The sequence below is a fragment of the Mucilaginibacter sp. JRF genome (assembly GCF_015223065.1).
In the GTDB taxonomy this organism is placed as follows: Bacteria; Bacteroidota; Bacteroidia; order Sphingobacteriales; family Sphingobacteriaceae; genus Mucilaginibacter.
Genome location: NZ_JADFBY010000001.1, coordinates 106,544 through 121,098, shown reverse-complemented (window position 1 = coordinate 121,098; position 14,555 = coordinate 106,544). Strand labels below are relative to the sequence as shown.

The window sequence follows — 14,555 nt, the reverse complement described above, 5'->3', positions numbered from 1 at the left end:
CAGCGTTGCTTTATTGAGTAGTTTGGGTTGATGTTACCTGGCTTGCTGCAATGCTACCACCGGTTTTATAGAACCTGATGAGCGCGATCTCGGCGGCCAGAAATATCAACGCCAAAATTATACAAAGTTTCCATAATTGTGTATCATAATTTGCCTCATTAATTACAGAAGCTATCGGCTTGTTAGCGCCAATTACCTTTCCGCTATTTGATGGCAGTAACTTTTGCAGTTCGGCAGGGGTAAAATAACTCAGATCCGATTCACGACGGTTATCATTAAAGGCCAGTATAGCGGCTGTGCTATCGCCTTTTTTAAGATTGTACAAACCGGGCTGCTGCAATTGGTCGGCCACGTAAAGACGGGTGCTTCCATCCTGCTGGCGAACATCAGGGATTATCTCATAACCATCACGACTGAGTTTCAATACTTCTTTTTCTGTTGAGCGTAACGGTACCGTTTCTACCGATTCGCCACTACCTAAAGTGTTGAACAATGGCAGATCATGACCGCTAAGCAAAGCTATACGATACAAAACAGGCACAAACAGCCCGTGGCGTTGCAGGTTACTAAAATCATCATTTAAAGGCACGGCAGATACGTAGACCGTACCTCCACCATTTTTATACCCCGACCAAAAGGCCTCACCACCGGGTAATGAAATAATACCTTCGCCCCGCCCTGCACCACTCAGATCATAATATTTTTTAGCCGATGGCAGATCAGGGTTTTGCGGCATGGCATCAAACACCTCCCTGAATAACGGGTTTTGCAGGTTCAATTTTGATGCCTTTACCTCGTTAGTTATTACACGCTGTGGCCAGGCCGCACCTAAAGGTTGTAGTAATATTTTATAGCTCGCCACATCTGCATCCACCGCCGGGAATATGGCTAAGGTGTTTCCCTTTTTCACATAAGCACCTAACTCCCTTGCCAGGCCTGCCGATATGCTTTTTACATCGGTAAGTACAACCAGTCCGTATTTATTGAGGCCGGTATAATCAACATTACCCTCGGGCACACGGTCGGCCTTAAAAAATTTATCAGCCCCTAAAGCGGCTTTTATGAATAGATTTTCGGTACCGTTATCAATAATGAGTACCGGCATCTGCGGGCTTACATTGAAGGCTAAATAAAAGCTGTTATCAAAGGTGATAGGGTTATCCTGCAATTGCAGTTCGCCCTGCTGCCAACCTGCTTTAAGACCCGAAAAGGTAAGTGTATCGGTAAGTGTGGCACGCGGCGCAATGGTAAAGCTGGCCAGCGCTTTTTGCTCTTTATTAATGAATAATTTTAGCGGGATGCCCGTAGCCTCACGATCCGCATAATTATGGAGCTTTACCACCAGCTTTTCTTCGTCGCCGGGTTTGTGTACGGCGCTTAGTAACCATACGGAATCAACCGCTACGTTGGGCAGGTTATTGGCCTTTAGCGGTATCAGGTTAATGTTGATGCTTTTATCGGCTCCTATTATTTTATTAATGGATGAATTTCGCTGAAAATCAGATACTATATAAACATCGCCACCACCCGGCGCATTGCTTTTTAGTAATTGCTGCTGGCGCGCTACTATCTGACTGAGATCACGGTTCTGGCCGCTCACCTTTACCTCATCAACTGCGTCAAAAAACTCATCGCGACTAAGTAAGCGCTGGTGTTTGCCCTCAAAATTGTGGGTGAGCAACTGAAAACGATCATTCATGCCATATTGGGCGGCTATCTCCTTTGCCTTTTGCTTGGCCTGATCGAGCAGGTTGCCCTCGCTGTTGAGGGTTTGCATGGAGTATGAGTTATCAACAAATATGCTTACGTTACGCTGCTGCCCGGCTACCGCGCCATCCTGCCTGCTGATGTATGGCCTTGCAAAAGCCAGCACCAGGAATAATAAAGCCAACAAACGCGAAGCTAATATTAAACGCTCCTTAATATTGCGGCGCGAGGCTTGCTGCTCCTGCAATTGTTTTAGGAACTGCACATTGCTGAACTGCACCTTTTGGTACCGCCTGAAATTGTACAAATGCACTATAACCGGTATGGCAAGCGAGGCTAAGGCAAACAAAAACGCGGGATATATAAAGTGCATATGTTACTTACAAATGTGCAAATTATAAACTGCCATACAAACCCGTATATTGCCCGTAGCGCTTAATTACGATGCCTGCGGCGCTTTTTTCTGCGTGATGATGACGACGATCTTTTCTTTTTAGATGATTTACTTACCGATGCTTTCTTTTCCTGCTGCGTGGGTTGGCTTACGGCAGCTACCGGTTCCGATTTATCGGTGGAATCCTTACTTAGCTGATCAACGGTAAAGCTGTTACCACGCAAACCGTACTCAAACACCCGCTTGGCACCTGTTGCCTTGGCGCCTATGCTATCACTCTCGTAAATAGGGAACTCGCGGATAAACTTACCCTCCTTAATATAAAAGTTATCCTTACCCTGATATCCTCGCCGTTGCTTTTTGGTCAATTTCGGGAAGTCGAGCTTGCGGGCGTCATTGCCATTAAACTCAAACGAGTAGATGTTCACAAAGTTGGTGGTATCCTTCGCATCGGCCTGAACCAGCAGTTCGGGGTTACCGTCGGAATCCATATCGGCATTGTAAACATCCACAATGGAGCCTTCCAGATCGCCGGTTGTGGTGGTATACTTCATACCCGCCGAATCAGAATGCAGGATGAGCAACGCGCCTACATCCTTAGCCCCGCGGCCCCAGCTGTAAACATCAAAATCATTCCCCGGCGCTACCTCCACATGCTTATGGTACCTGAAAGGCGCCGGCATTGCCGGTTTAGCGGTTTTTTTTACGGTTGTTTCCGCTTTTTTATCGTCGCCGCCACAGCCGCAAAGTATAGCGAGGCAGGGCAGCATGGCCAAATAAGTTTTTATGCTCATGGCTGTATCAATGTTTTTTTTAAATCAGTTTAATATTGATTCGGGCGAAAGTTCACCCTTTGGTTTACCCGGAATGGTCATGTACACCCTGAGTATAGCCGATGGGTTGATATTAAAATACTTCACCGTTATTTTATGAAATCCCTTTTGTAAGGCCACTGCCCCACCCTGTTCATACAGGTTATGGCGGCCATCGTTATCAACCACCGGCTGATCATCTATCAATAATACCGAGCCGTCATCGCTTGCGGTGGCAAAACCATAAACGCCGTCGTTATCAATTTTAATATAACCGCTGTAAATTACACCAAAATTGATGTTCTCTTTTTTGAAAAATAACGGACTAAATGTTTTTACCATGCCGGTATCTAACAAGCCACCGCTTTCAATACGCCCGGTGTTGCCGAACGCGCCCGCGTAAACCTGGTACTTTAAGCCTTTTGCCGTACCCTGAAACGGCACCGCAGGCAACGCGCCAATATTGTAAACCGTTGCTTTAGTAACCCTGCTGCTTTTGCCCGATGGCGAAATCACAATAGTTTGCAGATCGCGGTACTGACCCGGCGGCACAGTGTACGTTATGGGCGTGGTGTACAATATATCCTTATCAGACACAGCATAGCTATCAATATTATAATATACCTTGGCACCCGCAACCGGAGCTTTCAGGTTAACCGAAAGCTGCGAGCCAAACATAATGGTATCGGTAGCGCCTATTGCCGGGGGTACACGGTAATTGTACTTCAACTCATCCAGTCGTGCCAGGTGATGCGGCAGGCGCTGCTGCGAAAAGTTAATGAAATTCTTATTAGCCAACTGCGACCACGCGACTTCCGACAGAGCGATCAGCCTCGGGAACATCATGTATTCCAGTTTATTTTCGGTGCCGATGTACTCCGTCCATAAGTTGGCTTGCACGCCTATAATATATTTTTGCTGCTCAGGCGTTAACGCGCCCGGTGTTGGGTTATAGTTATATGTTTTGGCCAGCGGCGCATAACCGCCAATGCCGAATGGTTCGCGGTAAAGTTTATCCTGCGCGTGATCGAGATACAGGCCATTGGTACCCGGCGTCATGATCACATTATGCTTTTGCTGCGCCGCCTCAATACCGCCCGATTCACCTCGCCAGCTCATAACGGTAGCGTTTGGCGCAAGGCCGCCCTCTAATATTTCATCCCAACCAATAATGCTGCGGCCTTTGGTGTTCACAAACTTTTCCATACGCTGTACAAAGTAGCTTTGCAGCCCATGCTCATCCTTCAGTTTAAGGTCGCGGATAAGTTTTTGGCAAAATGCCGATCTTTTCCAGGCCTCCTTCGGCACCTCATCGCCCCCAACATGAATATACTTGCTCGGAAAAAGCTCTATAACCTCCGAAAGTACATCCTGTAAAAAGGAAAACGTTTTTTCACTCGGGCAAAAAACATTATCAAACACGCCCCATGTTTCGGCAACCTGGTAGGTTTTATTAGGGTCGCAGCTTAACTCGGGGTATGCAGCCAGGGCGGCCAGGGCATGGCCAGGCATTTCAATTTCGGGCACTACATTAATGTAACGGTCGGCAGCGTATTTAACCACCTCGCGTATCTCATCCTGCGTGTAATAACCGCCGTGCGGGGTGTTATCATATTGCTGGGGTGTACGGTCGTGAAAATTGCCTATAACCGTTTGCGCCCTGCGGCTGCCAACCTGCGTTAACTTCGGGTATTTCTTGATCTCGATGCGCCAACCCTGATCATCCGTTAAATGCCAGTGAAAGTTGTTCAGCTTATAGTAAGCCAGTACGTCAATGTATTTCTTAACCGCTTCTACCGTAAAAAAATGGCGGCATACATCCAGCATAAAGCCACGATAACCAAAGCGCGGATAATCATCAACCACTACCGATGGCAGCTTTACCGACCCTGCCCTATCATTAGGGAACAACTGGATGAATGATTGTATACCGTAAAACAACCCGGCCCCTTTACCGGCTATGGTCACCTTTTCGGGCGTGATGGTGAGGCGGTATCCCTCAGCGGGAATGTTTTCTGTCCCGGCGGAAGTAAGTACTATGCTGTTGCTTACATTATTGCCTTTATTTTGCTGTGGCTGGATGCTCAGCATGGCGCGATTCTTTAAAAAATCGGCCAGAAACTGCACGGCTTTATTGTTTACAGTATCGGCCAGCAGCGTGGTTTGCCTGCTCAGCACAAACTCCCCGGCAGTTTTACGTACCGAAACCGGCGCGGGAATAATATTAATATCGGTATTGGTTGTTGTTTGGGCAGATATCGGGTTTACAAAAGCACAAAAGGCAAGGGGCAGCAGTAACGATATTTTTTTATACATCAATTTTGAAAACGACTTGTTTAAATAATTATGATGTGGTGAATATAGTAGATTTTTAAAATAAAAAAGGCTCCAAGCACTCGCTGCTTAAAAGCCTTAGTTAAAAAACTGTATTTTATTAACCAAGGGGGTACTGTGCATTAAAATCAGCTTTATATACCTCAACGTTTATAAAACAGCCCTGCATAACAGGGCGTAGATCTGAATAGCAGTACTAACCTCACTCAATCGATTTCAGAACAGTGTATTCCATACCCTGTTTTAAATTATTGACTATTGAGAAAATTTGAGCAAAAAAGCCTTTATATCACAGAAAGCGATAAATAGATATCGAAATTCATAAGTTATAACAGAGGGGCATTAAAAAAAGAAATCCCTGGATACCCACTATCCGGGGATAACAAAAAATAGATGAATCTATAATCTTGAATCCGGCCTTTTACGCAAAACACATCCTTAATGTTTCAAGAAAAATAATAATTAGTAAATTTTGATGTACTGCAATAAGTACACATATGCACACATTTAGGACAATTCAAGTATACACATGCGTTATTTAATTAATAATGAATATTGATAACTAAAAATCATAATGCTTAAACTACAAACAATAAAATTTATAACGATTCCAGATAAGATTTATCAACATTTCGTTTATAGATAATAAGCTCTTATTTATTTATAAAATTGCTTTCTATTGCAATTAAATCAATTTTTAATATTTCGAATAAATTAATCCGGCACTTCAAGCTTTTTAGGTGCCAAAGATTTGTTAATAACTCATATTAGATGTTAAAAATTGTGGTGCTATAGTTGTTCAAATGTGATCCGAATTCGTGCAAACGAAAAAGGTTTGCACTTTTTTTAACACAATATGAATATTTATAAAAATGACAAATAAATCGCACCACGGAGAATTATTGGAACATGCTGTTCGCAGCCGGGGCATCAGCCTTACCGACCTTGCTAATGAATTAAATGTAAACAGAAGGACAATCTACAATTGGTTTGAATCGCCATTTCTTAAAAAGGCTATCATGTACCGTATCGGCCTTACAATCAACCATGATTTTTCAGCTGAATTTCCTCAGTACTTTACAAGTGAAGATTTCAGCAATGATAAAGTAAGGCATTCTAATAGCCTTGTTGCCAATAATCAAACTACCGAATGGAAGGATAAATACATTGATCTGCTTGAAAGATACAACCTTTTATTGTCTGATATGAGTGTGCCTATGAGATAGATATACCTAACAGGATAATACAGGAATTTAAAATCACCAATATATTTCCTGATAAACAAAAATCCCTCAAGCATTAGCTGCTGAGGGATTTTTTGTGATGACCCACTGTTTTTCAAGCAGGGCATTTATATTTTTATAAGATGATAATTACGCTGTAACAACGTGCTCTTTAGCGGCCAGGTAACGCTCGGCATCAATAGCTGCCATACAGCCCGAACCTGCCGCCGTGATAGCCTGGCGGTAAATATGATCCTGCGCATCGCCACAAGCAAATACACCTTCAATATTGGTTTCAGATGAATCGGGTTTGGTGATGATGTAGCCTGTTTCGTCCATATTGATCCAACCACGGAATATCTCGGTATTCGGGTGGTGACCAATGGCTACAAAGAAGCCTGAAACATCAAGGTTAGTTTCCTCATTGGTTTGGTTGTTGATTACCTTAACCGAGTTAACCACTTGGCCATCGCCCATTATCTCTTTGGTTTCGGTATTGTATAATACCTCAATGTTAGGCGTGTTCAATACGCGGTGAACCATAGCCTTTGAGGCACGGAACTCATCGCGACGAACGATCATGTATACCTTGCGGCAAAGCTTGGCCAGGTAGGTAGCTTCTTCGGCAGCGGTATCACCGGCGCCTACTATGGCCACATCCTGTCCGCGGAAAAAAAAACCGTCGCACACGGCACATGCCGATACGCCAAAGCCATTATATTTTTGCTCAGACTCCAAACCCAGCCATTTTGCCGAAGCACCGGTTGAAATGATCACCGTATCGGCCAGGATGGTCTTGCTTTCGTCAACAACCACCTTGTGCGGCAGGCTTGCAAAATCAACTGAGCTTACGTAACCAAAGCGAATATCGGTACCCAGGCGTGATGCTTGCTTTTCAAAGTTCTGCATCATTTCAGGGCCTAATATACCTTCGGGATAACCGGGATAGTTCTCAACCTCGGTAGTTTGGGTAAGCTGGCCGCCGGCAAGCATACCTGTGTATAAAACAGGTTTCAGATCGGCACGGGCGGCATATATTGCGGCAGTATAACCCGCCGGACCAGAGCCTATAATAAGGCACTTTACGTGTTCAAGTTCTTCAGACATCAATCTATATTGAATTAATATACAAATGTACAATTAAAGGCTGACAGGGTCAATATGGTATGGTCAACGCAGTGCAATTAGCTAATGGGGTTAACCAATACCGTTTACCCAATAATTAAATACTTCCCCAGTGCTTAAATTAACTTTCACTTGCCAATAATGGTGTCCACCATCATTTACATAACTATAAGCCTCGGTCCACTTTATTGTTTTATACCCTGCAATTGGTTGTTCAAAATACAACACACTCTCCTTCCATAAAGCATTAATATGAATTACCTTTTCACCTTTTTCATTGATGTATCCTGTGTACTGACGTAAATACTTTTGTAAGTTATTACGTATAAACTGATCATCGCTGTTGTTCAGTTTCTTTTTGTCATATATAAAATTCTTCAATATGTTTTCAGCTGATAACACATCTTTTCCCTTCGGAGTAAACCGCGTAAAATTGTTAAATTTCGAACCTGATTTGAATGTTCCATCAAATATCACGCCCTCAAACCCATCACCTATTACATAAACTGAGTAATCGGTAACACGCTTTTCAACTTTTAGCTTTTGCGTATGACTTGTAAAACATATTAGCAATAAACAGGTGCTGATAAGGTATAATTTCATTGCTTGGTCGATATAGATCCTTCAGTTACAATACACCTATAAAAATAACGTTTAACAATTGTGCATCTAACTTTTTATAAAATAATCTAAACCAGGGCTATCCTATTTTGTTAAAACTTAGAATCATCTATAAAAAAGAAAGACATGAAAGATCAATCAAAATTACTTGCCGCGTTATTAATTGGCGCGGCGGCAGGTGCGGCAGCAGCCTTACTGCTGGCACCGGATAGTGGTAAAGCAACCCGCGAAGATATTGCCGATTATTTTGGCGACCTGCTTGATGCCACTAAAGAGAAAGCAAACAAAGCGGCTTCAACCGTTAAAGATTACAGCAACAGTGTTGTTGATAAAGCTAAAGCTAAATTTCAGCATGCTAGCGAAAACGTATCCGACTATACCGATACCCTGGTTGATACCGCCAAAGCTAAAGGCAGCGAATATGTAGGCGAAGCCAAAGGCGCTGTAAAAGACACAGCCAACAACTGGAACAACGCAGTTCAGAACTCATAAAGTTAACCATATAAAAAGAAAAACCCCGACCATTTGATGGCCGGGGTTTTTCTTTTTCAGGGCTGATGCTATTATAATTTAAAAGTATTATCCTTTACGGTAGCATCCATAAATATGCCTCCATCAAGCGTTACGCTTTGTATGGTTTTGGTAGTTTTTATGGCGATAGATGTCTGCTTTTGATCAGCTTTCCAAACAGCGGCGGTTTGGTGTACGCTTTCAGTACTGCCATCAGCATAAGTAACCTTAACATCAAACGGAACTACAAAGCCGCCTACGTTTTGTACGGCTACACTGTAACCTCCATCGGCCTTGTTAACGCCTTGTACGGCCAGGTCAATGTAGTAATTAGTAAAATACCAGTTATTGAAAAACCAGTTCAGATCCTGACCTGATACATTGCTCATCGAGTTAAAATAATCCCACGGAATAGGGTGTTTACCATTCCAGCGATCCATATAGCCATGCAGCGCTTTTTTAAACAATTCATCGCCCAGCATATCCTTCAACGCTAAGTGACTTAAGGCCGGTTTGCCGTAGGCATTGTTACCGTAACCGCCACGCAACTCGCTTGATGGGGTAATGATCGGCAGATCCTGAACGGTTGATTTACTATTGATCCAACCCGCTACACGGAATTGCTTGAACAGGCTTTCGGCTTTTTGCTTGCCAAACTCGGCAGTGCCTATCAGCAATTCAAAGGTGGTTGCCCAGCCCTCATCCATAAAGGCATAACGGCTTTCGTTTATACCCATGTAAAACGGCATCCAGGTGTGCGCTATCTCATGATCCTGTACAAATTGTGTAAAGTCAAAGCTCTCGGTATGGCTATCATTACACATCATGGGGTACTCCATATCGGCAAAGCCCATTACTGATGTCATTTTAGGGAACGGATAAGGTACACCCGGCCAGTTTTGCGATAACCAACCCAGGCTGTGCCTGCCAAACTGCACTACCTTATGAAAATCGGCAGCCGAATCGGCAAAGGCGGCCTGCATACTGGCGCGGCGCTTTGTTTTCGGGTCTACTATCACACTGGCGGCATCCCACACATAATTATCGCTCACGGCCAGGGCCACGTCGCTAATGTTGGTGCTTGTCCATGTCCAGGTATTCAGATCGTTTTGCGCAGTAACCTTTTTCTTGGCAATATCATCGGCAGTGGCAACGTGTATGGTTGAATCGCTGGTGAATGATTTTTGCAGACGCTTGTAATACTCAGGCTGTAATACCTGCTTGGCATTTTGCAGCGTACCGGTTGCCCAAACTATAAAGTTTTTAGGCGCTTTTACGTTAAGGGTATAGTCGTTAAAATCGTTATAAAACTCCTGCGCATCTAAAAATTCGAGGGTATCCCAACCATTGTAATCATCGTATACGGCTACACGCGGGTAAAAATACGCCAGAAACATGGTTGATGGGTTAAGCATCCCCTCCCTGCCGCTTTGTACCGATGCCAGGAAATGCCAGTCGATATCCAATTTCAGTGAATCGCCGGGCATAAGCGGTTTGCTAAGCCTTAAACCACGGTTAGTGCCCGATGGCTCGTTGTTCCACTTCTGGGTATCGCCGTTAACCTGCATCTTATCAATCTGTATGCCTTCGGTAAGGTAATCCTGTTGTGTTGATGAAAAGCGGGCTGCCCCCGGGCGGTGCGTATTCAGTATAAACTTGAGGTTAAGCAAACGCAACGTGTCCGGGCTGTTATTAATATAGGTGATCTGCTCGGTACCCTTAACATTGCGCGTGGCCGGATCAACCGTTACGGTAATATTGTAACGACCGCGGTTTTGCCAGTAGTTTTTACCCGGCTTACCATTAGGCGAGCGGGTTTGTTTGGCGAAAGCCGCCTTAATATCGCGCGGCATGTAAAGGCTTTGTGCCTGGGTTTGGTAAACTGCGGCACCAAGCAATGTAGTGATGAGTAATTTTTTAAGCATAGTGTGAGGTCAGCAAGTTAATTTATGTAATTGCTGTAAAGCTATGCTAATATGCTTAATTATTCAACCCCAAGGTATTCTTTAGCTATCAGCGCGAACAGGCCATCGTTATCAACAGCCTCGTCAAAACATTCAATAAGCAGTTGCTTTACTTCGGGATGCTCCAACTTATCGGCCAGTAATTTAAGCATGTGGCAGGCGGTAATATTAATATGCTCCAGCATTTGCAGGTACAGCATAATGTCGCTGTCAACAAGCACCGGCATATCCTGCTTTTCATCCAAACAAAAATTATCGCGAACAATAGCTTTGATCGGGTTGCAATTAGCGTCTGATGGTTTTTCGTTGATGATGGTGTATATCAACTCCATCCTGTCCGTTTGCTTTTTCAGGTCGTCGGCAAATTCTTCCAGCGCTAACTTAAGTGAGTTAAAGGAGGCCAGTTCAACAAGGTCTTTTATTTTACCGGCAAGATAAGTTTTACCAAAATACAATCTGTTAAGGTTATGCAAAAACAGTTTGTTGAATTGGGCCATATTAGGTTGAGTAGCGAGCATGATTGTTTTTTTTTCAAATAGTTTAATATTGAACTTAACACACCAACGGCCAAATTGTATTTAAAAACCGCAAAAAAATGATGGTGCAACAACAAAAACAGCTTTTATATTTTTAGTTAAGGTAATATAATCTCTGTAAAAAACAGCAGATTAAATATACATAGTAAATTACCTCACCATGTTACTTATTGGCTGCTATTGCCTTAACTTTGCGGCATGAAGCACAAGTTAGGCGATTTTGTAAGGTTTATTGATGAGAAGCTGGAAGGCTATGTTACCCGTATTATTGATGAGCAGATGATCGGCGTTACCGGCGAGGATGGTTTTGAGATACCGGTTTTAGCCAGCAAGGTAACATCAGTATACGGACATATGGACACTGACGATAAGGACATTCCGAAAGCGGCCGCGCCTGTTTTGATACCTGCCGGTGAATTCATTAGCCGGGGTATTTACCTTGCCGCCGTGCCCGATTCACGTGCCAGTTCGGTAGCGCATTTTCATTTGATCAATACTACATCGTTTCAACTGCTGGTATCGGTTTATGGCGAGCAGGATAAAAAATTCAGGGGCGAGTACGCGGGTATCATCCAACCCAAATCAAGCGTACTGGTATATTCGGCTCAATTAGCCGACTTACAGGTTTGGCCTAAGCTGAGTTTCAGCATTATTTACCATACCACGCAAAACGTGCAGCCCCCTGCCCCGTTTGTATACACTGAAAAATTTAAGGCGAAGGATTTTGCCGGAGCCAAACAAAAGCTGCCTGTAACCGGTGAGCAAGGCTGGATGTTCAGGCTGGATGAGGATGAACTGGTAATTGATGCCAACAAACTAAAGGAAAGCTTTTTTAAATCTGCCGAAGAAAAAACTGAGGTTGTTGGCAAACCCGCCACCGAGGTTGACCTGCATATTGAAAAGCTGCGCGATGATCACCACTTTTTAGGCAGCGCCGAAATATTGAAGATACAGTTAGATCATTTCAACAAAAAGCTTGATGCCGCCATTGTACACCAACTGCCCGAGATAGTTTTTATTCACGGCGCGGGCAACGGCATATTGCGCCACGAGTTGCATAAGGCATTAGGCCGCAATAACAAGGTACAAACCTTTATGGATGCCCGTAAAGAGAAATTTGGTTATGGCGCAACCAAGGCCATTTTGAAATAGCGGTTTAGCTGAGGGTAGCGGCTTCAAGCTCGTTTTTTACAAAGCTGTCGCCGGTATGTATTTTAAGGCCGAGGCAAAAGGTAGTACCTTTGCCCGGCTCACTCGAAAACCATATTTTGCCGCCCTGTAGCTCGGTAAATTCCTTGCACAGCAGCAAGCCAAGGCCTACCCCCTTTTCGTTACGTGTGCCGTAGGTTGAGCGTGCCTTTAGCGAGAACATTTCGGTTTGCTGATCGGGCGGAATACCTATGCCGGTATCAATAATGCTGATGCAGCACTCCTGCTCATCATAAGCTGAATTAATCTCGATAGTATCGCCCGAATTACTGAATTTGATGGCGTTGTTAATAAGGTTGCGCACAATAAGCTGCAACATATCCGGGTCGGCTACCACGGGGGCTATATCTTCCAGGTTATTGATCAGGGTTATACCTTTACGCTGCGCCTCATTCTTTTGTATTTGCAGGGTGGTTTGCAAAACGTCGGTCAGTTGTATGGTAGCTAAGTTAACGTTCACGCCTTCCATTTGCGATTTTGTCCAGGTCAGTAAGTTAGACAGCATCTTCTGCGTATTCTGCGTGGCGTTGAGCAATTCCTTTTTGATGGACATGCGCTCATCCTCCTCCAGCTTAAATTGCGACAGTATCTCCAGGTAGTTTTGGATAGAACTCAACGGCGCCCTCAGATCGTGCGCCAGTATAGCGTAAAGCTTGTTCTTGGTAACGTTTGATTGCTCCAGCTCCTCGGCCTTATGTTCAACCTGTAAACGCTCAAAGTAATAACTCCGCCGTATGTAAGTGGTAACAATGGAGGTAATAACCGCCACTACCAGGTACGAGTACATCAGATCGATATACCGGCTTTCCCTGTCGGGATAGGTTATTGGTATGGCATCTTCATCAAAATACTCAATACCGGTTAGGGTGAGTACTATCAGTATATTGAGGCTTATCCAAAACCAGTATTGTTTTTTGGGCACTACCGATATATTGATAAAGCAGGCCAGCAAAAATATAAGCACCGTTGGCCCCTGGCTGCCCGAATTATTGAAGTAGTTAAATATGAGCAGACAATTACTCAAAATATTGTACATCACTATGCTGACACCAAAATGCCTGCTGAACCTCGACAAATAATATGCTACCCACACCAGCACGATGCTAACCATCATAAAAACGGCCAGGTATGGCATATCCAGCAAAAAGTTGAAGATGACGTTAAGAAACAGCGCGAACATGGTTACCACACACACGGTATGAAAAATACGCTGCTCCAGAATGAACTCCGCAGGCTCGCCGATCAATTTTTTGATTAAATCAGGTAGTTTATTCGGCATAACGCGGCAATAGTAGTAGTATTAATGTGGGGACGCTTACGTGAAGGTAATCGGCTTTACATTAAACAACCATAAAAAAAATACATTTTAATTAATAGTGACATTTTTTTATGTTAACGTTAAATAAACTTGCCATTTACTTACAAAGAGCTTTTAAGAGTAAGTTGTGCCAGGTACTGCCCGTACTCATCCTCAAAAATAACCTCGGCGTTCCAGCCTTCTTCGGCGGCAATTTTCAGCATGGTTTGCTCGTCAACATACAGCCAGCTAAACCAGTCAGTACGTTGCCCTTTATAGGCATATTGATACCATATCTGGCCATAATAATCACCTTCGGGAGTGCCGTCGGGGTATAAATAGCTAACGTCCGACGAATCAAAAAGCAGCTGCCCGTCATCATTTAACAGGGTTTTGGCATGGCGTAAAAAGCGGCGCATCCCATCCAGATCTCCGGCAAGGCCAATGCCGTTCATCAACAGCAGCAGTGTATCAAACTTTTTATCGGCATAGGTAAAAATATCAGCCTGTATTGCATTCTGCACACCGCGGGCGGTCATCACATCAACCGCTAATGGCGATATATCCATCGCGGTTACTTCCCGGCCCCATTGCTGTAAAATAAGGCTGTGGCTGCCCGCGCCGGCACCAACATCAAGCACGGTGCCGCGGCAATGGTTAAGGGCGCCCCACTCCAGGTCGGGCATACCATCCTCGTCCCTAAAATAGGTACGCACCGGCATCTCCTCCCTTGGGCCGTAGCGGTTGTATATCCAAAGTTTACTGCCTTTATCGCCCTGATGATGATCGTGAATGGCCTGCCCTAAAATATCGCTCATATATA

12 protein-coding genes are annotated in these 14,555 nt (G+C 44.1%); 3 read left to right on the top strand and 9 right to left on the bottom strand.

The window, feature by feature from the left end:
* Positions 1-10: 10 nt before the first annotated feature.
* The 3 genes from IM792_RS00535 to IM792_RS00525 all read right to left on the bottom strand — a co-directional run bounded on the left by IM792_RS00535 (position 11) and on the right by IM792_RS00525 (position 5,229).
* The gene (locus tag IM792_RS00535; RefSeq protein WP_194099730.1) at positions 11-2,080 is read right to left on the bottom strand and encodes a BatA and WFA domain-containing protein; all 2,070 of its coding nucleotides are present in this window, start codon (positions 2,078-2,080) and stop codon (positions 11-13) included.
* Between the two features lie 62 nt (positions 2,081-2,142).
* Positions 2,143-2,895 carry a hypothetical protein gene (locus IM792_RS00530; RefSeq protein ID WP_194099729.1) on the bottom strand — a complete coding sequence of 251 codons (753 nt, stop codon included), beginning with the start codon at positions 2,893-2,895 and terminating at the stop codon, positions 2,143-2,145.
* A gap of 24 nt (positions 2,896-2,919) precedes the next feature.
* Positions 2,920-5,229 (bottom strand): family 20 glycosylhydrolase, encoded by a 2,310-nt coding sequence (locus tag IM792_RS00525; RefSeq protein WP_194099728.1) that lies wholly within the window; start codon positions 5,227-5,229, stop codon positions 2,920-2,922.
* An 890-nt stretch (positions 5,230-6,119) separates the two neighbouring features.
* On the opposite strand from IM792_RS00525, the gene IM792_RS00520 reads away from it, so the two are divergent.
* On the top strand, positions 6,120-6,473 hold the full coding sequence (locus IM792_RS00520; RefSeq protein ID WP_194099727.1) for an HTH domain-containing protein: 354 nt from the start codon (positions 6,120-6,122) through the stop codon (positions 6,471-6,473).
* Positions 6,474-6,620: 147 nt separating this feature from the next.
* On the opposite strand, the gene trxB is transcribed toward IM792_RS00520, so the two are convergent.
* Both trxB and IM792_RS00510 read right to left on the bottom strand, forming a co-directional pair.
* Positions 6,621-7,577, bottom strand: coding sequence for a thioredoxin-disulfide reductase (gene trxB, locus IM792_RS00515; protein WP_194099726.1), 957 nt, complete (start codon positions 7,575-7,577; stop codon positions 6,621-6,623).
* 90 nt (positions 7,578-7,667) lie between these two features.
* The gene (locus IM792_RS00510; protein ID WP_194099725.1) at positions 7,668-8,198 is read right to left on the bottom strand and encodes a hypothetical protein; all 531 of its coding nucleotides are present in this window, start codon (positions 8,196-8,198) and stop codon (positions 7,668-7,670) included.
* A 144-nt stretch (positions 8,199-8,342) separates the two neighbouring features.
* Between IM792_RS00510 and IM792_RS00505 the strand changes: the two genes are divergently transcribed.
* Entirely contained in the window at positions 8,343-8,708 is a 366-nt protein-coding gene (locus tag IM792_RS00505) for a YtxH domain-containing protein (protein WP_194099724.1), read from the top strand.
* 71 nt (positions 8,709-8,779) lie between these two features.
* Here the strand turns inward: IM792_RS00505 and IM792_RS00500 are convergent, their stop codons facing one another.
* Both IM792_RS00500 and IM792_RS00495 read right to left on the bottom strand, forming a co-directional pair.
* Positions 8,780-10,651 (bottom strand): M1 family metallopeptidase, encoded by a 1,872-nt coding sequence (locus IM792_RS00500; protein WP_194099723.1) that lies wholly within the window; start codon positions 10,649-10,651, stop codon positions 8,780-8,782.
* A 59-nt stretch (positions 10,652-10,710) separates the two neighbouring features.
* Entirely contained in the window at positions 10,711-11,208 is a 498-nt protein-coding gene (locus IM792_RS00495; RefSeq protein ID WP_194099722.1) for a DUF892 family protein, read from the bottom strand.
* A gap of 216 nt (positions 11,209-11,424) precedes the next feature.
* Here IM792_RS00495 and IM792_RS00490 point away from each other — a divergent pair, with 216 nt between their 5' ends.
* Positions 11,425-12,378 carry a Smr/MutS family protein gene (locus IM792_RS00490; protein ID WP_194099721.1) on the top strand — a complete coding sequence of 318 codons (954 nt, stop codon included), beginning with the start codon at positions 11,425-11,427 and terminating at the stop codon, positions 12,376-12,378.
* A 4-nt stretch (positions 12,379-12,382) separates the two neighbouring features.
* On the opposite strand, the gene IM792_RS00485 is transcribed toward IM792_RS00490, so the two are convergent.
* Both IM792_RS00485 and IM792_RS00480 read right to left on the bottom strand, forming a co-directional pair.
* Positions 12,383-13,714, bottom strand: coding sequence for a HAMP domain-containing sensor histidine kinase (locus IM792_RS00485; RefSeq protein ID WP_194099720.1), 1,332 nt, complete (start codon positions 13,712-13,714; stop codon positions 12,383-12,385).
* Between the two features lie 140 nt (positions 13,715-13,854).
* Positions 13,855-14,550 carry a class I SAM-dependent methyltransferase gene (locus IM792_RS00480; protein WP_194099719.1) on the bottom strand — a complete coding sequence of 232 codons (696 nt, stop codon included), beginning with the start codon at positions 14,548-14,550 and terminating at the stop codon, positions 13,855-13,857.
* Positions 14,551-14,555 lie beyond the last annotated feature (5 nt).

Excerpts from the sequence above, each read along its gene's own strand:
- IM792_RS00535 (WP_194099730.1), bottom strand. The coding sequence starts at position 2,080 with ATGCACTTTATATATCCCGCGTTTTTGTTTGCCTTAGCCTCGCTTGCC.
- IM792_RS00530 (WP_194099729.1), bottom strand. The coding sequence starts at position 2,895 with ATGAGCATAAAAACTTATTTGGCCATGCTGCCCTGCCTCGCTATACTT.
- IM792_RS00525 (WP_194099728.1), bottom strand. The coding sequence starts at position 5,229 with ATGTATAAAAAAATATCGTTACTGCTGCCCCTTGCCTTTTGTGCTTTT.
- IM792_RS00520 (WP_194099727.1), top strand. The coding sequence starts at position 6,120 with ATGACAAATAAATCGCACCACGGAGAATTATTGGAACATGCTGTTCGC.
- trxB (WP_194099726.1), bottom strand. The coding sequence starts at position 7,577 with ATGTCTGAAGAACTTGAACACGTAAAGTGCCTTATTATAGGCTCTGGT.
- IM792_RS00510 (WP_194099725.1), bottom strand. The coding sequence starts at position 8,198 with ATGAAATTATACCTTATCAGCACCTGTTTATTGCTAATATGTTTTACA.
- IM792_RS00505 (WP_194099724.1), top strand. The coding sequence starts at position 8,343 with ATGAAAGATCAATCAAAATTACTTGCCGCGTTATTAATTGGCGCGGCG.
- IM792_RS00500 (WP_194099723.1), bottom strand. The coding sequence starts at position 10,651 with ATGCTTAAAAAATTACTCATCACTACATTGCTTGGTGCCGCAGTTTAC.
- IM792_RS00495 (WP_194099722.1), bottom strand. The coding sequence starts at position 11,208 with ATGCTCGCTACTCAACCTAATATGGCCCAATTCAACAAACTGTTTTTG.
- IM792_RS00490 (WP_194099721.1), top strand. The coding sequence starts at position 11,425 with ATGAAGCACAAGTTAGGCGATTTTGTAAGGTTTATTGATGAGAAGCTG.
- IM792_RS00485 (WP_194099720.1), bottom strand. The coding sequence starts at position 13,714 with ATGCCGAATAAACTACCTGATTTAATCAAAAAATTGATCGGCGAGCCT.
- IM792_RS00480 (WP_194099719.1), bottom strand. The coding sequence starts at position 14,550 with ATGAGCGATATTTTAGGGCAGGCCATTCACGATCATCATCAGGGCGAT.